The following is a 20,921-nucleotide window of genomic DNA, read 5'->3' on the forward strand; positions in this document are numbered from 1 at the left end:
TTTTCCTGTGCGGGTTTTTTTTTTTTTTTTTATTATCCCCCTTTCTCCGGGCCGCCCCCCCCCCGCCCCCCCCGCCGCGCCGCCCGCCGCCCCCCCCCCCCCCGCCGCGGTGATCCCGACCGAGAACCCGGCCAGAGGCAGCACTTCGGTCATGGCGACCCCACGTGCACCACGCCGTTGACGACGCGCACGGGGTAGGTCTGCACGGACACGCCGTCCTCGTCGAGGCATCGCCCCGTCTCGAGGTCGAACTGCTGCTTGTAGATCGGCGACGCGACCACCGGGACACCGGCGCTGTCGCCGACGATCCCCCGCGACAGCACGGCGGCGCCACTGAACGGGTCCACATTGGACAAACCGAAGAAGTCCTTGCCGGTACGGAAGATCGCCACCTGTGTCCCGTCGGCCAGCAGCGCGGCGACGCCGGCGCCGGTGGGCACCTCGCCTGCCGGGCACACGGCGACCCAGGATCGCTCCACGGAAACGGTCATCGTCCCACCACCTCGGGAATGCCCAGCATGACCGGGACCTTCTGCTCCCGCTCGGTGCGGAAGGCGATGCTCGGGTCCGGCACACCGGGCGCGTTGACGAACGAGCTGAACCGCGCCAGCTTCTCGGGGTCGTCGAGCACGCCGCGCCACTCGTCGGCGTAGGTGCCGACGTGCTCGGCCATCGCCGCGTCCAGCTCGGCGCAGATGCCGAGACTGTCGTCGACGATCACCTCGCGCAGGTGATCGAGCCCGCCTTCGAGCTCCTCGATCCACGGCGCCGTGCGCTGCAGCCGGTCGGCCGTGCGGATGTAGAACATCAGGAACCGGTCGATCACCTTGATCAGTGTCTCGCTGTCCACATCGGACACGATCAGGTCGGCGTGCCTCGGCGTCGTGCCGCCATTGCCGCCGACGTAAAGGTTCCAGCCCTTCTCGGTGGCGATGACGCCGAAGTCCTTGCTGCGTGCCTCCGCGCACTCCCGCGCGCAGCCCGAAACCGCGGACTTGAGCTTGTGCGGCGACCGCAGGCCCCGGTAACGCAGTTCCAGCTCGATCGCCATGCCGACGCTGTCCTGCACGCCGTACCGGCACCACGTCGACCCGACACAGGATTTGACCGTGCGCAACGCTTTCCCGTACGCGTGCCCGGATTCGAACCCGGCGTCCACCAGCCGCCGCCAGATCTGCGGCAGCTGGTCGACGGTCGCGCCGAACAGGTCGATCCGCTGACCGCCGGTGATCTTCGTGTACAGCCCGAAGTCACGTGCGACCTCGCCGATCACGATCAGCTTCTCCGGCGTGATCTCCCCGCCGGGGATCCGCGGCACCACGGAGTACGTGCCGTTGCGCTGCATGTTCGCCAGGTACTTGTCATTGGTGTCCTGCAGCCCGGCCTGCTCGCCGTCGAGGATGTGCCCGTTGCCCAGCGAGGCCAGGATCGACGCGACCGCCGGCTTGCAGATCGCACAGCCCGCGCCCGTGCCGTGCTTGCGGATCAGCTCGCTGAACCGGTCGATCCTGGTCGCGCGCACGATCTCGAACAGCTCGGCACGCGACTGCGTGAAGTGCTCGCACAAGGCCTTCGACTGCTCGACGCCGCACGCGGTCAGCAGCTTGCCCAGCAACGGCACGCAGGAACCGCACGCGGTGCCCGCCCTGGTGCAGGCCTTGACCTTGGCGACCGAGTCGCAACCCTCGCCGATCGCGTGCGTGATCGCGCCCTTGGTCACCGCGTTGCAGGAACAGATCTGCGCGGCGTCCGGCAGCGCGTCGACGCCGATCGCCGCGCCGGAGGCTCCCGCGCTCGAGATGATCGAGGCCGGATCGGCGGGCAGCCGCTCGCCGACGAGCGCGCGCAAGGTGTTGTACTCGCTCGCGTCGCCGACCAGCACGCCGCCGAGCAGCGTCTTGGTGTCGTCGGAGACCACGAGCTTCTTGTAGGTCCCGCCGACCGCGTCGTTGACGACGACCTCGAGCGCGCCCTCGGTCGCCGCGTGCGCGTCGCCGAAGCTCGCCACGTCGACGCCCATCAGCTTCAGCTTGGTGGAGGTGTCCGGGTCGGGGAAGGTCGCCTCGCGCCCGGTGAGCTGCGCGGCGACCACCTCGGCCATCGCGTAGCCCGGCGCGACGATGCCGTAGACCTTGCCTTCGACGGCCGCGCATTCGCCGATGGCGTAGATGTTCTCGTCGCTGGTGCGGCAGCTCCGGTCGACGAGGATGCCGCCGCGCTGGCCGAGGTCCAAACCGGACTCGCGGGCCAGGTCGTCACGCGGGCGGATGCCCGCGGAGAACACCACGAGGTCGAGGTCCAGCTCGGTCCCGTTGCCCAGCCTGGCGAACAGGCGATCGCCGTCGGCCTCGATCGCGTCGGTCGAAGTTCCCGTGTGGACGGTCACGTCGAGCCCGGTGATCAGCCGCCGCAGCAGCCCGCCGCCGCCCTCGTCGACCTGCAGCGGCATCAGCCGCGGCCCCATCTCGACGACGTGCGGCGACAAACCCATGTCCCGCAACGCCTTCGCGGCCTCCAAGCCGAGAAGACCACCACCGACGACCATCGCGGACCGGCGCCCGCGACCGGGCCTGGATGCCCGTTCACGGATCGCGTCGAGGTCCTCGATGGTCCGGTAGACGAACACGCCCGGCAGGTCGTGGCCCTTGACCGGCGGCACGAACGGCCGCGAGCCGGTGGCCAGCACCAGCGCGTCGTACGCCTGCTCGAACCCGGCCGCGGTGACGACCGTCTTGCGCTCGCGGTCGACCCGGACCACCGGGTCGCCGAGCCGGAGTTCGACGCGCCGGTCGCCCTCGTAGTCCGCTCCGGGCATCGCGAGCTTGGCCGCGTCCCAGCCGTCCACATAGGACGTCAGGGCGACCCGGTCGTAGGCGGGGCGGCGTTCCTCGCCCAGCACGACCACCCGCCAGGCTCCGGCCAGGTCGTCGGCGCGTACGGCCTCGACCAGCCGGTGCGCGACCATGCCATGTCCAGCGACTACCAGGGTCTTCATGATGCTCAGACCTCCGCTCCGGCGAGTGCCAGTCCTCGGGTGCTCGTGACGGTCGAGGGCTGCTTGCGGAGGTAGACCGCCCAGGTCACCACGAAGCAGACCCCATAGAAGGCCAGGAAGCCGATGAACGCGGGCACGCCGCTCTTGGCGCTCGCGAACGACTCACGGAAGGCCAGGTTGATGAACAGCCCGCCCAGCGCGCCGACCGCGCCGGCAAGCCCGATGAGCGCGCCGGAAAGCTTGCGTGCCTTGAGAAGTTCCGTGGTCTCGTCCGCGCCTGCCTCGATCGCGACCTTCGCCTTGGCGCGGAAGATCGCCGGGATCATCTTGTACGTCGAACCGTTGCCGACGCCCGTCAGTACGAAAAGGACGATGAACGCGATCGTGAACAGCGCCAGTGACTTCGCGTTCGACGCGATGATCAGCACGACCGTCGCCGAGCCCATCAGCGCGAAGGTGCCGAAGGTGACCTTGCCGCCGCCGAGCCGGTCGGACAGCCAGCCGCCGACCGGGCGGGACAGCGAACCCAGCAGCGGGCCGAGGAACGTCACCGCGACCGCCTGCAGCGGCGTGCGGCCGAACTGGTTCTGCAGCACCAGCCCGAACGCGAAGCTGTAGCCGATGAACGAACCGAAGGTACCGATGTAGAGGAACGACATCACCAGCGAGTGCGGGTCCTTGATCACCTCGCGCATCGCCTTGGTGTCACCGCGCACGGTCGACAGGTTGTCCATGTACAGCCACGCGAGCACGGCGGCGACCACCACGAGCGGGATGTAGATGTAGAGCACCAGCCGGGGCTGCGCGGCGCCGACCGTGCCGATCACCAGCAGGCCGACCAGCTGGACCGCCGCCACGCCGAGGTTGCCGCCACCGGCGTTGAGGCCGAGCGCCCAGCCCTTGCGCTTCTCCGGGAAGAAGGTGTTGATGTTCGTCATCGACGACGCGAAGTTGCCGCCGCCGACACCGCCGAGCGCGGCGACGATCATCAGCGTGCTCAGCGAGACGCCGGGTTCCAGCACGATCGCCGCGAGGATCGTCGGGATCAGCAACAGGACCGCGCTGATGACCGTCCAGTTGCGGCCGCCGAACCGCGCCACCGCGAAGGTGTACGGCAGCCGCATCAGCGCGCCGACCGCGGTCGGCGTCGACACCAGCAGGAACTTGTCTGCGGCGGTGAACCCGTAGTCCTTGCCCATGAACAGGACCATGACCGACCACAGTGTCCACACCGAGAACCCGATGTGCTCGGCCAAGATCGAGAACCAGAGGTTGCGCGAGGCCACCTTCTTACCGGTGGATTCCCAGAACTGTTCGTTCTCTGGTTCCCAGTGCTCGATCCAGTGCGAGCCGGTCCTGCTGCCCATGCCATTCTCCTTCGTCGTCACTGGGAACCGAGCCAATCGGCGATCCCGCGGACCGCGTCGCCGCAGCCACCGCAGCCGGTCGTCGCGCGGGTCGCGGTCGCCAGCTCGGCCACCGAACAGGCGCCGGACTTCCACGCCTCGATGAGCCTGCCCTTGGTCACGGTGTTGCAGCGGCACACCACCGCGGACGCGGGCAGGTCGGCCGGGCTCGACGCCGGTGTCGAGACTCCGGGCAAAGATCGTCCTAAGAGGACACTTAACCGATCCACGGGCACCGGTGTCCCGCGGTCGTAAAGCTGGGTGATGGTCGCGGCCGCGTCAGGGATGCCGAGCATGATCGCGCCGGCCACCTTGTCCTTGCGCACCACGAGTTTCGCGTAGCGGCCGCCCGCCGGGTCCGCGAAGCAGAGCACCTCGGACTGCTGGTCGCCGACCTCGGCGCCGACCTCGCCGAGCGACGCGAGATCGATGCCGCGCGCCTTCAGGCGGGTCACGACCGAGGTGCCCCGGTACCGGGCACGCATGTCGGTGCCGGTCAGCAGATCCGCCAGCGTTTCGGCCTGCTCCCAAGCGGGCTGCACGAGCCCGGAGATCGTGCCGGGATGCTGCGCGCAGTCGCCGATCGCGTGGATGCGGCCGTCGCTGGTGCGCAGCGCGTCGTCGACCAGCACGCCGCGGTCGACCTCGAGCCCGGCTTCGACGGCCAGCGCGGTGTCCGCGCGGACACCCGCCGAAACCACGACCAGGTCAGCCGGGACGTGACTGCCGTCGTCGAGCTTCAGTCCGTCGCCGGGAAGATACCGTGCCGCGCTCGCGCCGAGGCGGAAGTCGATGCCGAGCTTTTCCAGTGAACGCACCAGAACCTGGCTCGCTCCGGGGTCGAGCTGGCGTTCCATGATCGTCGGCAACGGGTGCACGACCGTGACGAAGTTGCCGCGACCGGCGAGCCCGCGCGCGGCTTCGAGGCCGAGCAGCCCGCCGCCGAGCACGGCCACCGGGGCGCCGAACTTGGCCGCTTCGAGGATGCGGTCGCAGTCGTCCAGCGTGCGGAACGCGACGACGTCCTTGCCGAGTTCGAGCCCCTCGACCGGCGGCAGCCACGGCCTGCTGCCCGTCGCCAGCACGAGCACGTCATAGTCCACTGTGGAGTAGTCGCCGAGCACGACCTGGCGCGCGGACCGGTCGATGCTCGTCACGCGGGTGCCGACACGCAGGTCGACACCGGCCTTGTCCGCCCAGCCTTCGTCATGCAGGCGAACGGTTTCCGGGCGCATCGTCCCGGCGACGACCGCCGAGAGCAGCACCCGGTTGTAGGCGTGGTGCGGTTCTTCGCCGATGACGGTCAGCGTGACCCGCGCACCGTCGGGGTCACGGCGGCGGATCTCGTCGGCCAGCCGCGCGCCCGCCATGCCGTAGCCGAGTACGACGACCTTGCGTGGACTCATGCCGGATCCTCCTCGTCACGGGACAGGGAAACCGCACACACCTTGAACTCGGGCATCCGGCTGATCGGGTCGAGCGCGGGATTGGTGATCAGGTTCGCCCGCTGCGCGCCGGGGAAGTGGAACGGCAGGAACACGACGTCCGGCCGCATCGACGCGACCGCGCGCACGCGCGCCCGCGTCTCGCCGCGCCGCGACTTCACCAGCGCCCAGTCCCCTTCGGACAGTCCGGCCCGCGCGGCGGTGTCGGGGTGCACTTCGACGAACACCTCGGGCACCGCCCGGTTCAGCTCGTCGACCAGCCGGGTCTGCGCACCGGATTGGTAATGCTGCAACACCCGGCCGGTGGTGGCCTGCAAGGGAAACTCGTCATCGGTCGGCTCGGCGGGCCCGGAATGGTCGACCGCGACGAACCGAGCGAGCCCGTCGGCGTGCGCGAACCGGTCGAGGAACATCCTCGGCGTGCCAGGATGATCGACTTCCGGCACGGGCCAGTACAACGCCTCACCGGCACGCAGGCGCTCGTAACTGACCCCGGAATAGTCCGCGAGGCCACCCCGCGAAGCCTCACGGAGCTCGGTGAACACCGTCTCGGCGTCCGTGGGGAACCGGCCCTCGGGCTGGCCGAGCAGCGCGGCGAGCCCGGCGATCACGTCGAGGTCGGTGCGCACGCCCGCGGGCGGGGTGACGGCACGTTTCCTCAGCAGGACCCGGCCTTCGAGATTGGTCATCGTGCCGTCCTCCTCGGCCCACTGGGTCACCGGGAGCACGACGTCCGCGAGCGCGGCCGTCTCCGACAGCACGAGATCCGCGACCACGAGCAGATCCAAGGCGGCGAGCCGGTCCGCGATGTGCGCGGCGTGCGGCGCGGACACGACCAGGTTGCTGCCGAAGACCATCAAGGCTTTGGGGCCGTTTTCGGTACCGAGCGCGTCGAGCAGTTCGTAGGCCGACCGGCCGGGGCCCGGCAGTGAATCCGCGGGCACGCCCCACACACCGGCGACGTGTTCGCGCGCGGCGGGGTCGTCGATCTTGCGGTAGCCGGGCAGCTGGTCGGCTTTCTGGCCGTGCTCACGCCCGCCCTGGCCGTTGCCCTGACCGGTGATGCAGCCGAACCCGGAACCTTTGCGGCCCGGCAGGCCCAGCGCGAGCGCCAGATTGATCCACGCGGTGACCATGTCGGCGCCGCGCGCGTGCTGTTCGGTACCGCGTGCGGTGAGGATGTACGCGTTGCGTGCGGCCGCGAGCCTGGCGGCGACCCGGCGCTGGTCGGCGGCGGACACCCCGGTGACGCGTTCGGCCCGTTCCGGCCACCACTGGGCGACGACCCGCCACATGTCTTCGAAGCCGGCGGTTCGCGAGTCCACATAGGACTGGTCGAGGTGGCCGTCGGCGACGACCGCGTGCAGGATTCCCAGCGCCAGCGCCAAATCCGTACCAGGAGCGGGAGCCAGGTGCAGGGCCGCCAGTTCCGCGGTAGCGGTACGCCTCGGGTCGACGACGATGAGTTCACTGCCACGCAGGTGCTGGGTGAACGGCGGCATCGTCTCGGCCGGGTTCGCGCCGATGAGCAGCACGACATCGGCCTCGGCGAGATCCGTGACAGGGAACGGCATCCCCCGGTCGAGCCCGAACGCCCGGTTGCCCGCCGCCGCGGCCGACGACATACAGAACCGGCCGTTGTAGTCGATCTGCGACGTGCCGAGCGCCACCCTGGCGAATTTCCCCAGCAGATAAGACTTCTCGTTGGTCAGCCCGCCGCCGCCGAACACGGCCACCGAATCCGCGCCGGAATCGGCACGCAGCTGAGTGAGCCTGCGAGCGATCAGGCCGAGCGCGTCGTCCCAGCTCGAGGGCACCAGCTCGCCGTCCACCCGCACGAGCGGGGTGGTCAGCCTGGCCGGTGAGTTCAGGAGGGCGCCGGAGGTCCAGCCCTTCTGGCAGAGCCCGCCCGCGTTGGTCGGGAACTGGCGGGGCTGGACGTCGCTGCCGCGCAGGCTCATCCCGCACTGCAGTGCGCAGTACGGGCAGTGCGTAGCCACAGCGGTGGTCGGCACAACGGTCGCGGTCACAAGCGTGACGCTAAGCAGCGCTTGTTACCTGGAAATGCCCTTATGTTTCAGGGAGTTGACATTGCCTGCCGCCGCAGCGCCTCACATCGTGAGAAACAGCGTGCTGGATGTCACACGAGTTCGCTGACCTCACGCGCCGCGGCACGCAATCCGTCCAGCGCCGCACGCGTCGACCTGGGGTTCAGCGCGTGCGCGGCGAGCCGGAACAAGATCGCCCGCAACAGCAGCTGTGGCCATTCGGGCAGATGCGCCCAGCGATGCAACAACTGGATGTCGGCGCCGCCCCACGCGATCGCGTCGACCGCCACCACGGCCGCGCCCCACTCGGCAGGCCGGAAATAAGGGACGAAGTCGACGATTCCGGGCGCGGCCTTGCCCGAGTAGACGACGCTGGCGAGCAGGTCGCCGTGGACCACCTGGTCCGGCAGCTTGACCGGACGGCGCGCGCCGGCGAGCACCTCGAACCAGCGGCCGCCCCTGGTCTCCTCCAGCGGCACTTCCAGCTCGCCCCACGCGACGCGGTCGGCGACGGCCTCGGGTTCGTCGCGGGTGGCCAGGAAGGACGGGCGCGAGAGCCGCGCCGTCGCCTGATGCAGCTTCACCGCGGCGAGCACGGTCTCGTCCGCGCGAGGTTCCGGTGTGCCAGGCACGTACTTGTTCGCGGCCCAGCCCGCGACGATCCAGCGTCCGTCCGAAGCGCGCACCGGCCGCGCGATCCGCAGGTCCGGCGCTTCGATCAGCTCCAGCGCCCGCGCCGACCAGACGGCACGGCTCTTGTCGGCCACGGGTTTCACCACGATGTCGCCACACCGCCAGACCGTCCCGCCAGGCAACGGCTCCAGCTCGGCCGGATGAGCGCCGAATGCCGAGCAGACATGCTCCGGGGGACTCTGATGTCTGACGACCACGGCCACACACGTTACCTCGCGGACGGCTCCACGAAAGAGAACGAACCAGCGTCCCCGCAGTTGAGTAGACCTACGGATGCACGGGGACCGCGAGGCCCGACAAGATGCCCGCATGAACATCACCAGGGCGAGCTGGGTGCAGCTTGCCTCACTGTGGGGAGCGGCCGTCCTCGTACTCGTGACGGCGGGCTGGCTGCTGTTGCTCGCCGGATTCTTCGGCTCGCCGCTGCTGGCGGCGCCGGTGCCGTTCGTGCTGGTCGGCACGGCATACGGGCTCGGCTCGGCCTTCCCGTCCGCGTCGCGGCTGACCGAGAACAACGGCAGCCGCCTGCTGTGGGCCTGTTTGGTCGGACTCCTCGGCTTGGCGGGCACGTTCTTCGTGTTCGCCGCCTTCGACGCCGCGGACATCGACCATCTGCCGTGGGTGGCGATCATCCTGTGCGGGCTGCCTTATCCGCTGGTCGCGGGCATCCTCGCGACTCCGTGGCCGTTCCGCGCGGGCGCCGCCGCGCTCACGGCCGCGCTGATCGTGTTCGGCGTCTGGCTCCCGGTGAGCCGCGACAAGCCGGCGTCGACGGGCGACCGGTTCGCGGAAATGGTCCACGACGTCTTCATCCCGCACAAAGCGAAGCAGATCAAGTTCGATTTCCGGAGCTGATACGGCAAGGGCACGTTTGAAATGTTGAGCATTTCAAACGTGCCCTTGCCGAACTCGAGATCAGTAGGTCGGCAGGCTCTGGTCGATCTGCCTGGCCCAGGCGAGTACGCCACCACCGAGGTGGGTCGCATCCTTGAACCCGGCCTGGTGCAGCGCGGCCAGCGCCTCGGCCGAGCGCGCGCCCGACTTGCAGTGCAGGACGATCGGCTTGTCCTGCGGCAGCTCCGCGAGCGCCTCGCCCGAGAGGATCCGGTCCTTCGGGATGAGCGTCGCGCCCTTGATGTTCACGATCTCGTACTCGTGCGGCTCGCGGACGTCGATCAGCGCGAAGTCCTCGCCGCTGTCGAACTTGGCCTTGAGCTCTGCGGGGGTGATCGTGCTGCCCGCGGCGGCGTTGGCCGCCTCGTCGGACACCACGCCGCAGAACGCGTCGTAGTCGATCAGCTCGGTGATCTTCGGGGTCTCCGGGTCCTTGCGGATCTTGACCTCGCGGTACTTCATCTCCAGCGCGTCGTAGCTGATCAGCCGCCCGAGCAGCGGCTCACCGATGCCGGTGATGAGCTTGATCGCCTCGTTCACCATGATCGAGCCGATCGACGCGCACAGCACGCCCAGCACCCCACCCTCGGCGCACGACGGGACCATGCCGGGAGGCGGCGGCTCCGGGTAGAGGTCGCGGTAGTTGAGGCCCTTGCCGTTCGGCGCGTTCTCCCAGAACACGCTGACCTGGCCCTCGAACCGGAAGATCGAGCCCCACACGTAGGGCTTGCCCAGCAGCACGGCGGCGTCGTTCACCAGGTAGCGCGTGGCGAAGTTGTCGGTGCCGTCGACGATCAGGTCGTAGTCGGCGAAGATCTCCAGCGCGTTCGTGCTGTCGAGGCGGTCCGTGTGCAGGTAAACCTTGACGAACGGGTTGACCTCGGCGATCGACTCCTGCGCCGAAGCGGCCTTGAGCTTGCCGATATCGGACTGGCCGTGGATCACCTGACGGTGCAGGTTCGACTCGTCGACCTCGTCGAAGTCGACGATGCCGAGCGTGCCGACACCGGCGGCGGCGAGGTACAGCAGCGCGGGGCTGCCGAGGCCACCGGCGCCGATGACCAGGACCTTCGCGTTCTTCAGCCGTTTCTGCCCGGTCACCCCGACGTCGGGAATGATCAGGTGACGGCTGTAGCGAGCCACCTCTTCCTTGGTGAGCTCGGCGGCCGGCTCAACGAGCGGCGGCAGCTTGCCAGACATCCGGGTCCTCCATATCGCGCGTTATCGCGTTCGCATCCCAGTATGTCTAACGCGCGCGGGCAAGCCGTACTTCCCGTTGCCCACTTCGTGGGATTCAAGCGCCGGGCTTGCCAGAGGGATTAGGCCACGCGTTGGGCTTGCAGACCTTGCCGTCAGCGGGCACCTTGCCCTTGTCACCACCGGGGATGTTGTTCAGCTTCTCGACGTAGTCGTTCGCGACGCCGAAGGACTGCTGCATCATCACCGGCGCGAGCCCGCCGTTCTCGGCGCAGCCGACGTGCTTGCCGCCGAGCGCGTGGCCGACCTCGTGGTTGATCGCGTACGCGCGATAGCCGCTCAGGTCGGTCTCCCACGCCTTCGCGCCGCGGATCCACCTGGCCACGTTGATGATCACCCGGCCGGCACTGCTGCGGTAGCAGGAGGCCTCGAACTTGATCTGGTAGCCGCACAGGTCCGCACGATGTGAGGTGTTCGGGCTGGTCAGGCTGACCTTGAAGCTGGGGTTGGGGAAGTTCGCGTCGACACGCTGCAGGGTGTACTTCCCGGTGCCGATCCAGCTCTGCTGGCTCGACAGGGTGTTCTGCACCGAGGCCGCGAAACTGTCGTCGCCCTGGTAGGTGGCCGGATCGAGGCCGTCCTCCGCCTCGATCGTGTAGGTGAACAGCGCGCCGCCGGTGCCCTTCTTCTCCGGCGGCGGGCCAGTGAGCGGGATGGCGTGCCAGGTGCCCTTGCCGGACTCGGTGATCGGATTGCCGTCCGGCAACTCGGCCGTGTCCACCTTGAGGTCGATCGGCGCAGGCGGGTTTTCGACCAGCACATCGCCGCCGTTGCCGTCCCCCGAGCCGTCGCCTGCGCCGGCTGCGGCACCCGAGGTCTGCCCGGCCGCCTCGCTGACGGGCTCCGCCGGGCCGCTGGCGGTCCGGAACACGACGAGCACGGTCAGCACGACCAGGATCGGCACGGCGTACATGCGCCAGCCGTAGACCTTGCCGAGTTTGGAGAGCTTGCTCTTGTCAGCGGGCCTTCGCTTCGGAGGCTCCGCCTTGGGCTCCCAGGCCGCCGTCAGCGGCTGCGCGGATGTGCGGCGGGAACCGGGGCTGTAGCGCTCCTCGGTGACCCGCGAGGTGCTCGCGCGCTGGCTCGGCCGGTACTGACCGGTGTGCGGTGCGCGGCGCTGAGCCGACGGATACTGAGCCCGCCGTTCCTCGCCTCGCGCATCCTTCGTCACCCGGTCCACGCACCAAGAGTGCCATAACCAAACCGTGATGCTTCGAGCGACTGGCGGAATACCGAAGGAATGATATTCACTCGAATGGGCTACCAAGTCCTATTTTCGACACTTTCCCACATGCCCAGAACGGCCCTCGCTACGGCAACCGGGCGTTCCATCTGGGCCACATGGCCAGTTCGGGGTAGAACGAGTAGCCGCGCGTGCGGCAGGGCCTCGGCGGTGCGCACGGCGCGTTTGGCGGAGATCACTCGGTCGTGGATCCCCCACACGACCAGGGTGGGAACGGTCACACTCCGCGCGACCGACCACAGCGAGGCCTCGCCGCGAGCGGTCCAGGTCCGGAAGATCCCGAAAGTACTGCGGGCGAGCGCGGGCGTCGCCCATTTGAACTCGGCACGCTCGCTGTGTTCGGCTTCGAGTTCATCGAGCCGGCTCTCGGCGAAGACGTCCGGCTCGGCGTAGCAGAGCTTGATGACCTGCCTGGCCCGCTCACGCGGACCGAGCGCGGCGAGCTGTTTGCGGACCCGCCTGCCCACGAGCGGCAGATACGCGAGCGCCATCCGCGGGTCGGAAAGCCGACGCGGGTCCAGGCGGCGATCCGGCATCGCGGGCGAGATGAGGGTGAGCGTCCGCACGAGCTCCGGCCGTCGCGCGGCGAGCAGGAGCGCGACCGCACCGCCCATCGAGTTGCCGAGCAGGTGCGCCGGCTTGCCACCCTGCTCTTCGACGTACCTGCCGAGGATCTCGGCGTGCGCGTCGAGGCTGAAGTCGAATCCGGGCTCAGGCTCGGAGAATCCGAATCCCGGCAGGTCAACGGCGGTGCCACCGGCGAACGGCGAGAGCTGCGCCGCCAGATCCGTCCAGTTCGTCGACGAGCCGCCGAGCCCGTGGACGTAGACGGCGGTCGTGTCCGCCGGGCCCTCCGTACGCCGGACCGCGAGCCCCATCTCGACCGTCCGCGGGTAGGGCGGGCGGGCCCCGTCGAGCGGCGGGAGCGGGGTGTTCGACAGCGGAACGTGGGTCAGCGGCGAGCGGGTGACACCTGGGCTGGAAACTGTACGAGACACCAGACCAGGATGCCTCACCCTTGGCGGTAGAGGTGTACCGGCGAGTAATGTCGGGTGAGCTTCTGGTGGCGGCGACCTCGCCACCGGCGGAGGGGTCGCTCGACGTGGAGGAAGCATGACGGAGATGGCGCGTTTGCAGCAACGAGGAGTCCGCCTACCCCGGACCGAACGCCGCGCTCAACTGCTGGCGGCAGCGCAACGCGTCTTCGCCGCCAACGGCTACCACGCGGCGGCGATGGACGAGATCGCCGAGGAGGCCGGCGTCAGCAAGCCGGTGCTCTACCAGCACTTCCCCGGCAAGCTCGACCTCTACATCGCGCTGCTCGAAAGCCACGTGGACGAGCTCGTCCGCCGCGTCAAGGAGGCGCTCGAGTCCACCACGGACAACAAGCAGCGCGTCCCGGCGACCGTCGGCGCGTTCTTCGACTTCGTCAACGGCGACGCCGGCGCGTTCCGCATGGTCTTCGAATCCGACCTGCGCGGCGAGCCGGCGGTCCAGGAGGCGGTCGACAGGGCCACCTCGGCCAGCGTCGACGCGATCACCGACACGATCACCGCCGACGCGGGCCTCGACGAGGACAAAGCCCGCCTGCTCGCGGTCGGACTGGTCGGCCTGAGCCAGGTCAGCGCCCGCTTCTGGCTCGCCCACCACCAGTCGATGAGCCGGGAAGAAGCGGTCGCGCTGACGGCCAACCTCGCCTGGCGCGGCATCGGCGGCGGTTTCCCGCTCCAGCACCAAGAGTCGTGAGTGATGCGGCCGGTGAGAACCGGCCGCATGGCTTGGTGAGGCCCCCTCCCGGGTCACTTGAAGGAATGAAAGCCACGTTCACAACGCTGAGCGACACAAACGCCCCGTTCATGCCGTCCAGCCCGCCCCACAATGCGGGCAAAAGCGACAAGGTGGGGGCAAAAATCGCGAGCGCGAGTCCTTTGTGGACGTTTCGCGGCCACCTGAGGCAAGTTGATCTTCGTGAAACCCGAGTTTGGGCCATTGAATGGCCCAAACTCGGGTTTCACGTATCGCCGGGGCCTGCCGTGCACGGTCAGCCGATGCAAGGACACAGTTCGCTGACTTTTGCCCTAAGTTGTCGCATTTGCCCGCATTCTTGCAGGCTCTGGACGGAATGACCGGCGCTTATGCGTCGCTCAGCGTTGTGAACGATGCGTTCATTCCTTCACCCGACCTGCCCCAGTCCCACTCAGGCTGAGGCCCGGCGCGGCCCGGCACACGCGCGGGTCAGCGCGCCGAGGCGAGCGGCGACCTCGTCCGCACGCTCTTGCGGGAGCATGTGACCGGCGCCCGGGTACAGCGCGAAGCCGGCCTGCGGCAGCTCATCGGCGATCACCCGAGCGTGCTCGACCGGGCAGAGCCGGTCCTTCTCCCCCGCCAGCACGACCGCCGGGACGTGCCGCAGCACGGCCAGCGCGACGCGGCGGTCGTGCCGGGAGATCGCATCCTGAAAGCCCCCTACGCTCGCAGGGTGCGCGCAGAGCAGCTGCTCCGCGACCGAGTGGACGTCCTCGCGGCGCGGATGGTCGCCGAACACCAGCAGCCGGGCGCCCGGCCGGACCATCGACGGCGGCAACGGCAGCGCTTCCGCGCGACGCCGTGAAAGCAGCTTCGCCAGCCGCCGCTCGAAACGGGCGGCTCCGCGACCGGCCACGCCGGGAAGGCCGAGCGTGATGCGGTCCATCTGGCCTGACGAAGTCGCCACGAACGCCACGCCCGCGACACGTTTCGAAACGAGCTCCTGGTGCCGTTCGGCCAGTTCCATGATCGTCATGCCGCCCATGGAGTGCCCGGCCAGCACGACCGGGCCGTCCGTGCGGGCCGCGATCAGCTCGGCGAGGTCGTCGGCGAGCTGCGGGATCGTCGCGGTGTCCGGCGAGGCCGGCGCCGAGCCGCCGTGGCCGCGCAGGTCGTAGCGCAGCACGCGCACCGACGGGTCCAGTCGCTCGACGACCGAATCCCAGGTCCGGTGATCCTGGGTCCAGCCATGGACGAGCACCAATGTCAGCGCGGAGTCCAGCGGGCCGGACGTCCTGACGTGCAGCGCGGTGCCGTCCGCGGTGACGAAGCGATGCGCGCCTGCCGGGTTCCGGCGCGTCTCGACCGTGGTCATCGGAGGAGGAAGGACTTGCGCCAGAAGTACATTCCCGGCTTGCCGACGAGACCGGACTCCTGCAGGAACGGCATGATCTTGCCGCCTGCCCAGTGGATGGTCTCCTGCCAGTGCTCGTTGTTCAGCGCGGCCTCGACGCCGTCGCGCGGCCTGATGCCGACGGCCTTGTAGACGCCGGGGTTGATGAACGCCCGTGTCACGAAGTACGAGATCAGCGCGATGATGAACTGCTGGTAGACGATCTCCTTCTTGGACAGCTTCGCCATCCCGCGGGTGACCTCTTCGCGCGCGAAGGTGACGTGCCGCGCCTCTTCGAGCACGTGGATCCGGTTCACCATCCGCACCAGCGGCTGGATGTCCGGGTCGTTCATCTGCTCGCGCTGCAAACGGTCCAAGACCTCTTCGGCGACCAGGATCGCGCCGTAGCGGGCGGGGCCGTAACTGATGGTCGGCATGAGCTTGGCGAGCCTGCGCAGCCACGGAACCGGGCCGTACGCGGGACAGCCGATGCGCGCGGCCATCCGCGCGAACATGGTCGAGTGACGGCACTCGTCGGCGACCTCGGTCAGCGCGTACTGCGCGTGCGCGCTCGTCGGGTCCTGCTCGTAGACCTCCTTGAGCAGCATCTGCATCAGCAGGATCTCGAACCACAGCCCGGTGGTCGCGACACTCGCGACCTCGTGCTTGCCGAGCTCGATGCGCTGCTCCGGGGTGAGCTTCTCCCACAGCTCGGTGCCGTAAAGCGAGGACCGGTGTTCCGGGATGAAGCGCTTGCCCTCGACGAGCGGCGCGGCCCAGTCGAGGTCGACATCGGGGTCGTAGAACTTGGTCGCCGACGACTTGAGCAGCCGTTCGGCGGTCTTCTCCCGGTCGGGTTCCCTGAGCGTCCGCGTCATCGCGTCGTCCTCCCAATTGCATGTAACTTGAGGTAACAGTTACCTCTGGTAGCATGACTTCCGTGATCGAACGTGTCAAGCGCACCAGCAAGCAGGCCAGCAAGCGCCCCGCGGGCGACGAAGACACCGGCGACGCCCGCCGCGACCGCTGGCGCAAGCACCGCATCGCGCGCCGCGCGGAGTTCGTGGAGGCGGCACTGCGCGCGCTCGACAAGCACGGCCCCGAGCTGGGCATGGAGGACGTCGCCGCCGAAGCGGGCGTCACGAAACCCGTGCTGTATAGGCATTTCGACGACAAAGCCGACCTGTACGTCGCACTCGGCCAGCGCGGCACGGAGATCCTGTTCCAGCGCCTGATCCCGGCCATCAACGCCGAACTCGCGCCGGTGCCCCGCATCCGGATGGCGCTCGACGCGTTCTTCACCGTGATCGAGGAGCACCCGAACCTGTACCGCCTGCTCGCGCGTGGTTCGTTCCTGGACAAGCCGGTCGATTCGGACATCGTCGCCGAGGACAAAGAGGTCATCGCGACGGCGCTGACCGCACTGCTCGGCGACTACATGCGCATGTTCAACATGGACTCCGGCGCAGCCGAGCCGTGGGCGCACGGAATCGTCGGAATGGTCCAGAACACCGGGGAATGGTGGCTGGACCGGCGATCGATGGGCCGCGACAGCGTGGTCGAGTACCTCACGCAGATCATTTGGGCCGCCATCGACGGGCTCACCCGGCAGCAGGGCATCGTGATCGATCCGAACCTGCCGCTCGAGGAGAACAAGGTCATCCAGATGAGCAAAGCCAAGGAGGCCCAGTGACCGAGCACGACGAAGACGGCTATCGCGGCGAGGCGGTGCTGGTGCTCGACGGCACCGAGTACGCGGTGGAAGTCGACCTGCGCGGCCATTTCCAGCCGATCGACGGCTTCTACCGCTGGTACGGCCGCATCAAGGCCGACGACCGCATCGCCGAGATCGCCGGCGGCAAGAAGAAGGCCGCCGAGATCCGGATCCCGGAAGGCTCGGCGTCCGGCGAGATCTCGGACCCCGACCCGTGGGGCCGCTACCGCATCATGGGCACGAGCACCCCGCCGTTCCACGTCCCGACCTCGCTGGCCGAGCTCGAAGACGCCTAGGCCCCACAGGGGTCGTGAGTGGTATCGCCGGTTAGAACCGGCCGCATCACTCACGACCCCCGGCGGCATCAGCTCGCGAGCTGCGGGTAAAGCACCGAGACGTCCTGGGACAGGCCCGCCTTGACCTGGCGCGTCAGGTCGTCGGCGAGCACTTCGTGGGCACCGGATTCGATGCCGTCCAAGGCCTGCTTGGCGACCGACTCCGGCGAGCTCTTCGGCGCGTCGATGTGCGCGGCCATGTCGGTGTCGATGTACCCGACGTGCAGGCCGGTCACCCCGATTCCCTTCGGCTTCAAGTGCAGCCGCAGCGAGTTCGACAGCGACCACACCGCGGCTTTCGACGCGCTGTAGCCGTCGGTCAGCCCGACCCACGACAGCACCGAGTGCACGTTGAGCACGTGCCCGCCGCCGTTGCGCTCGATGATCGGCGCGAACGCGCGGACCAGGTGCAGCGGGCCGTAGAAGTTGGTCTCGAACTCGGCGCGCACGTCCTCCACCGGGCCGTCGAGGAACGACGCCGAAGTCGACACGCCCGCGTTGTTCACCAGCACGGTCACGTCCTGGGCCAGCTCGGCCGCCGCGGCCACCGAAGCGGGATCCGTGACCTCCAGCACGAGTGGCACGACGCGCGGATCGCTGCTCGGCTTCGGCGAGCGCGCGGTGGCGTAGACCTTCTTCGCTCCTCGGGCCAGCAAGTCGTCTACCAGCGCTTTCCCCAGCCCTCGGCCGCCGCCGGTGACCAATACGGTGGCGCCCTGGATCGCGGTCATGAGCTTCTCCTCAACTAGGAAACAGATCGGTTTCCTCCAAGGTAAACCGATCTGTTTCCAAGCGCAAGGTTTCGCCGTATGCTCGGGTCATGACCAAGGCACCGACCCGCGAACGGCTGCTCGACACCGCCGCGGAGTTCTTCTACCGGGATGGCGTGCACATCGGGATCGACGCGTTGTGCAAGGCGGCCGGCGTGTCGAAGCGGTCGATGTACCAGCTGTTCGACACCAAGGACGCGGTGATGGCGGCGAGCCTCGACCGCATCGCGGGCGACTACGAGGCCAAACTGCTGCCACCGGACGGCGACGGCCGTTCGCACTACGACCGCGTCCTTTACGTCTTCGAGCAGCTCGACGAGGCGTCGGCGACGGACGGCTACCGCGGCTGCCCGTTCGTCAGCACGGCTTTCGAGCTCAAGGACCCCGAACACCCGGCGAGCGTCGTCGCGCGGCGCCACAAGCAGAGCCTCACCGACTTCTTCCGCCATGAGGCCGAGCAGGCGGGCGTCGCCGATCCCGAGCTGCTCGCGATCCAGCTGACCATGGTGTTCGACGGCGCGGGCGCGCGCGTGGTCGTCCGCGCGGAACCGTTGCGCGGGCTGGCGAAGGAGACGGCGAAGGCGGTGTTAACCGCGTCTGGCTGGCTCGGGGGCGGGCAGTAGGTACTTCGGCCAGTTCGACAGGTGGTGCAGCGCCCATTCGAGCGGGCCGCGGCCGATCCACTTGCGCCAGGCCATCGCGGCGAGGATCGCCACCGCCGAGAACTCGAGGAAGTGCGCCAGGCTGTAGACGCCCTCCTCGCCTTCGTGCCACAGCAGCGCGATCGCGACGAAGTGCAGGACGTACGCGCTCAGCACGCGGCCACCGAGATCGGCCAGCGGCCGGACGGCGCGGGTGAACCGGGCGGCGACCAGCTGGCAGCCGCCGATCACCGCGGCCGCGATCCCGATCGAGATGACGAAGTCGAACGGCGTGTACGAGGCGCCGGTCGGCAGCAGCTCCCACGCGAGCGTCGTGGTCGGCGGGGTGCCGTGGATCCAGGTCTGGTTGAGCGAGAACAGCTGCTCCGGTGACATGCCATAGTGCGCGGCTTCGGCGCCGAGCGAGCGGTAGATCGCGTTCATCCCGCCCAGCAGGTCGGTCGCGATCCACGAGACGAAATACCCGAGCCCGGCGAGCGCGGCACCGCCGAAGAAGAGGCGGCGGCACACTCGCGTCGATCCGAGGTCCAACCGGCCCAGCGCCATCCCCGCGAAGATGTAGGTCATCAGGTTCAGTGCGGGAAAGGTCCCGGTGATGACCAGGATGACCGCCCCGCGCAGGAAGGCGGGCGACGAGCCGAAGTCTTCGAGTGTGAGATCCGGCGGCAGGAAGGTGAGCCCGCGCGGCTCGATCTGCGCCCGGATCAGGAACGAGATGAACGGGAAGACCGCGGCCGCCACGACGGCCATGCCGGCCAGCACTTTCACGCCGAAACGCAGCCAGGGGATCGCGAAGAGGAAGCAGACGCCGTAGTAGGCGAGGATGACCAGATAGCCGGTGTCGAGGTTCGTCAGCCAAAGCCCGAGAGCGACCAGCAGCGGGGCGCGCGTGCCGAGCCGCAGCATGACGGTGGTTCTCGCCCGGCCGGTCTTCGGTCTGCGCCCGCCCGACATCAGCGAGATCGACACACCGGCCAGCACCGCGAACAACGCGGCCGAATGGCCTTCGAACACCCGGAAGAAACTCGCGTAACCGCCTGCGGCCGGATCAGGCCCGACGTGCACGGCGTACATGCCGAGCACGGCCAGGCCGCGCGCGACATCGATTCCGGTCAGCCGGACTGTCTTCTGGGGAACCGGGGCGACGGGCGTGTCGTGCACGCCCGTCGCGCGATCGGCCAAGACGGTTACGTCGTCCACCTCGTCTCTCGGTCAGCTCCACTGAAAACCATTCCCCGAAAGGGTGGTGGGTGAAACTGAGAGAGACCTGAATCTGCCCGGTGTCCGAGCTGTGATTTACGTCAGCGCAGGTCAGGAACCTACGGCGAAACCGACCTTGCGGACGTCCGAGGGCGCGATCTCGATGTAAGCGATGCGCTCGGCGGGCACGATGTACTTCCGGCCCTTCTCGTCATCGATACGGAAGATCCCGTCGCTGGACTTCAGCGCGTCGGCGACCAGCTTCTCGACCTCGTCGGGAGACTGGCTGCTGGAGACCACGAGCTCTCGCGGAGTCTCCTTGATGCCGATCTTGACCTCCACGTGCGACCTCCGCATTTTCGAGTGGCGTAGCAGGACCAGGCTAGCCGAGTCCGAGCACCTGCATCCGCTTGGTGTGTCCCTGCTGCAACCGCCGGAACAGCCCCGCGATTCCCGCCAGATCACCGGATCCCGAGATGATCAGCTCGGCGAGCCCGTCGCGCTCGGCCACCACGTACTGGGCCTGGGTCAGCGCCTCGCCCAGCAGCCGCCTGCCCCAGAGCGCCAGCTTGTCGCGCTCACGCCTGTCCGCCTCGATGCCCGCGGCGACTTCGCGCTCGGCGAACGCGGAATGCCCGGTGTCGGCGAGCACGCTGAGCACCAGGTCCTTGGTGTCGGGGTCGAGCCAGTGCGCGATCTCGCGGTAGAGGTCGGCGGCGAGCCCGTCGCCGACGTAGGCCTTGACCAGCGACTCGAGCCACGAGTTGGGTGCCGTCGACTGGTGGAAATGGTCGATGTGGTTGATGAACGGCTCCATCGCGCTCTCGATGGAGACGCCGTAGCCGGCCAAATGCTTCTTCAGCAGGTCGTAGTGCCCGATTTCGGCCGCCGCCATCGACGCCAGCGCGGCCCGTCCGGACAGATCGGGCGCGGTGCGCGCGTCCTCGGCCATCCGGTCGAACGCGGAAAGCTCGCCATACGCCAGCACGCCGAGCAGGTCGACGACGCCTTCGTTGATTTCTCGTGCCTCGGTCACGTCCGAGAGGGTATCGGGCGTGGCCAGAGATGGATCCCACTCGAGGTTCGGCGCGCCTATGACTGTCGCAAAAGGCCTGACCAG

The 20,921-nt window shown here is 68.6% G+C and carries 20 protein-coding genes; 5 read left to right on the top strand and 15 right to left on the bottom strand.

What is annotated here, in order from left to right:
* Positions 1-149 precede the first annotated feature (149 nt).
* From nirD to ACFV15_RS13585, 6 genes are all read right to left on the bottom strand, one after another.
* Complete coding sequence (nirD, locus tag ACFV15_RS13560; protein WP_378350530.1) at positions 150-491, bottom strand: nitrite reductase small subunit NirD; 342 nt, start codon at positions 489-491, stop codon at positions 150-152.
* The gene (gene nirB / locus ACFV15_RS13565; RefSeq protein WP_378350532.1) at positions 488-2,995 is read right to left on the bottom strand and encodes a nitrite reductase large subunit NirB; all 2,508 of its coding nucleotides are present in this window, start codon (positions 2,993-2,995) and stop codon (positions 488-490) included. The genes nirD and nirB overlap by 4 nt, the downstream gene beginning before the upstream one ends.
* A gap of 5 nt (positions 2,996-3,000) precedes the next feature.
* Complete coding sequence (locus tag ACFV15_RS13570; protein WP_378350533.1) at positions 3,001-4,362, bottom strand: nitrate/nitrite transporter; 1,362 nt, start codon at positions 4,360-4,362, stop codon at positions 3,001-3,003.
* A 17-nt stretch (positions 4,363-4,379) separates the two neighbouring features.
* Complete coding sequence (locus ACFV15_RS13575; RefSeq protein WP_378350535.1) at positions 4,380-5,807, bottom strand: FAD-dependent oxidoreductase; 1,428 nt, start codon at positions 5,805-5,807, stop codon at positions 4,380-4,382.
* The gene (locus tag ACFV15_RS13580) at positions 5,804-7,807 is read right to left on the bottom strand and encodes a molybdopterin oxidoreductase family protein (protein WP_378350667.1); all 2,004 of its coding nucleotides are present in this window, start codon (positions 7,805-7,807) and stop codon (positions 5,804-5,806) included. Before ACFV15_RS13580 ends, ACFV15_RS13575 begins: the two co-directional genes overlap by 4 nt.
* 179 nt (positions 7,808-7,986) lie before the next feature.
* Complete coding sequence (locus tag ACFV15_RS13585) at positions 7,987-8,784, bottom strand: TIGR02569 family protein (protein ID WP_378350536.1); 798 nt, start codon at positions 8,782-8,784, stop codon at positions 7,987-7,989.
* Positions 8,785-8,896: 112 nt separating this feature from the next.
* Between ACFV15_RS13585 and ACFV15_RS13590 the strand changes: the two genes are divergently transcribed.
* The gene (locus ACFV15_RS13590; RefSeq protein WP_378350537.1) at positions 8,897-9,442 is read left to right on the top strand and encodes a hypothetical protein; all 546 of its coding nucleotides are present in this window, start codon (positions 8,897-8,899) and stop codon (positions 9,440-9,442) included.
* Between the two features lie 60 nt (positions 9,443-9,502).
* On the opposite strand, the gene moeZ is transcribed toward ACFV15_RS13590, so the two are convergent.
* The 3 genes from moeZ to ACFV15_RS13605 form a co-directional block, all read right to left on the bottom strand.
* Entirely contained in the window at positions 9,503-10,681 is a 1,179-nt protein-coding gene (gene moeZ / locus ACFV15_RS13595) for an adenylyltransferase/sulfurtransferase MoeZ (protein ID WP_378350539.1), read from the bottom strand.
* 94 nt (positions 10,682-10,775) lie between these two features.
* Complete coding sequence (locus ACFV15_RS13600; protein ID WP_378350540.1) at positions 10,776-11,918, bottom strand: DUF3152 domain-containing protein; 1,143 nt, start codon at positions 11,916-11,918, stop codon at positions 10,776-10,778.
* Positions 11,919-11,998: 80 nt separating this feature from the next.
* Positions 11,999-12,859 carry an alpha/beta fold hydrolase gene (locus ACFV15_RS13605; protein WP_378350668.1) on the bottom strand — a complete coding sequence of 287 codons (861 nt, stop codon included), beginning with the start codon at positions 12,857-12,859 and terminating at the stop codon, positions 11,999-12,001.
* A gap of 235 nt (positions 12,860-13,094) precedes the next feature.
* On the opposite strand from ACFV15_RS13605, the gene ACFV15_RS13610 reads away from it, so the two are divergent.
* Positions 13,095-13,727 carry a TetR/AcrR family transcriptional regulator gene (locus tag ACFV15_RS13610; protein ID WP_378350541.1) on the top strand — a complete coding sequence of 211 codons (633 nt, stop codon included), beginning with the start codon at positions 13,095-13,097 and terminating at the stop codon, positions 13,725-13,727.
* 451 nt (positions 13,728-14,178) lie between these two features.
* On the opposite strand, the gene ACFV15_RS13615 is transcribed toward ACFV15_RS13610, so the two are convergent.
* Positions 14,179-15,102, bottom strand: coding sequence for an alpha/beta fold hydrolase (locus ACFV15_RS13615; RefSeq protein WP_378350542.1), 924 nt, complete (start codon positions 15,100-15,102; stop codon positions 14,179-14,181).
* Positions 15,099-15,998, bottom strand: a complete 900-nt coding sequence (locus ACFV15_RS13620) for a diiron oxygenase (protein ID WP_378350543.1) — start codon at positions 15,996-15,998, stop codon at positions 15,099-15,101. The genes ACFV15_RS13615 and ACFV15_RS13620 overlap by 4 nt, the downstream gene beginning before the upstream one ends.
* A gap of 53 nt (positions 15,999-16,051) precedes the next feature.
* On the opposite strand from ACFV15_RS13620, the gene ACFV15_RS13625 reads away from it, so the two are divergent.
* Entirely contained in the window at positions 16,052-16,813 is a 762-nt protein-coding gene (locus tag ACFV15_RS13625) for a TetR/AcrR family transcriptional regulator (protein WP_378350545.1), read from the top strand.
* On the top strand, positions 16,810-17,130 hold the full coding sequence (locus ACFV15_RS13630; RefSeq protein ID WP_378350546.1) for a DUF4873 domain-containing protein: 321 nt from the start codon (positions 16,810-16,812) through the stop codon (positions 17,128-17,130). The genes ACFV15_RS13625 and ACFV15_RS13630 overlap by 4 nt, the downstream gene beginning before the upstream one ends.
* A gap of 68 nt (positions 17,131-17,198) precedes the next feature.
* Here the strand turns inward: ACFV15_RS13630 and ACFV15_RS13635 are convergent, their stop codons facing one another.
* The gene (locus tag ACFV15_RS13635; RefSeq protein ID WP_378350547.1) at positions 17,199-17,900 is read right to left on the bottom strand and encodes an SDR family oxidoreductase; all 702 of its coding nucleotides are present in this window, start codon (positions 17,898-17,900) and stop codon (positions 17,199-17,201) included.
* Between the two features lie 89 nt (positions 17,901-17,989).
* Between ACFV15_RS13635 and ACFV15_RS13640 the strand changes: the two genes are divergently transcribed.
* Positions 17,990-18,562, top strand: coding sequence for a TetR/AcrR family transcriptional regulator (locus tag ACFV15_RS13640; protein WP_378350549.1), 573 nt, complete (start codon positions 17,990-17,992; stop codon positions 18,560-18,562).
* On the opposite strand, the gene ACFV15_RS13645 is transcribed toward ACFV15_RS13640, so the two are convergent.
* The 3 genes from ACFV15_RS13645 to ACFV15_RS13655 form a co-directional block, all read right to left on the bottom strand.
* Positions 18,527-19,801, bottom strand: coding sequence for a heparan-alpha-glucosaminide N-acetyltransferase domain-containing protein (locus tag ACFV15_RS13645; protein WP_378350550.1), 1,275 nt, complete (start codon positions 19,799-19,801; stop codon positions 18,527-18,529). The two genes, ACFV15_RS13640 and ACFV15_RS13645, sit on opposite strands and share 36 nt — an antisense overlap.
* Positions 19,802-19,912: 111 nt before the next feature.
* On the bottom strand, positions 19,913-20,143 hold the full coding sequence (locus tag ACFV15_RS13650) for a DUF3107 domain-containing protein (RefSeq protein ID WP_370946844.1): 231 nt from the start codon (positions 20,141-20,143) through the stop codon (positions 19,913-19,915).
* A gap of 40 nt (positions 20,144-20,183) precedes the next feature.
* Positions 20,184-20,837 carry a ferritin-like fold-containing protein gene (locus ACFV15_RS13655; RefSeq protein WP_378350551.1) on the bottom strand — a complete coding sequence of 218 codons (654 nt, stop codon included), beginning with the start codon at positions 20,835-20,837 and terminating at the stop codon, positions 20,184-20,186.
* Between the last annotated feature and the right edge of the window lie 84 nt (positions 20,838-20,921).

The sequence above is a fragment of the Amycolatopsis sp. NPDC059657 genome (assembly GCF_042734395.1).
Classification (GTDB): Bacteria; Actinomycetota; Actinomycetes; order Mycobacteriales; family Pseudonocardiaceae; genus Amycolatopsis.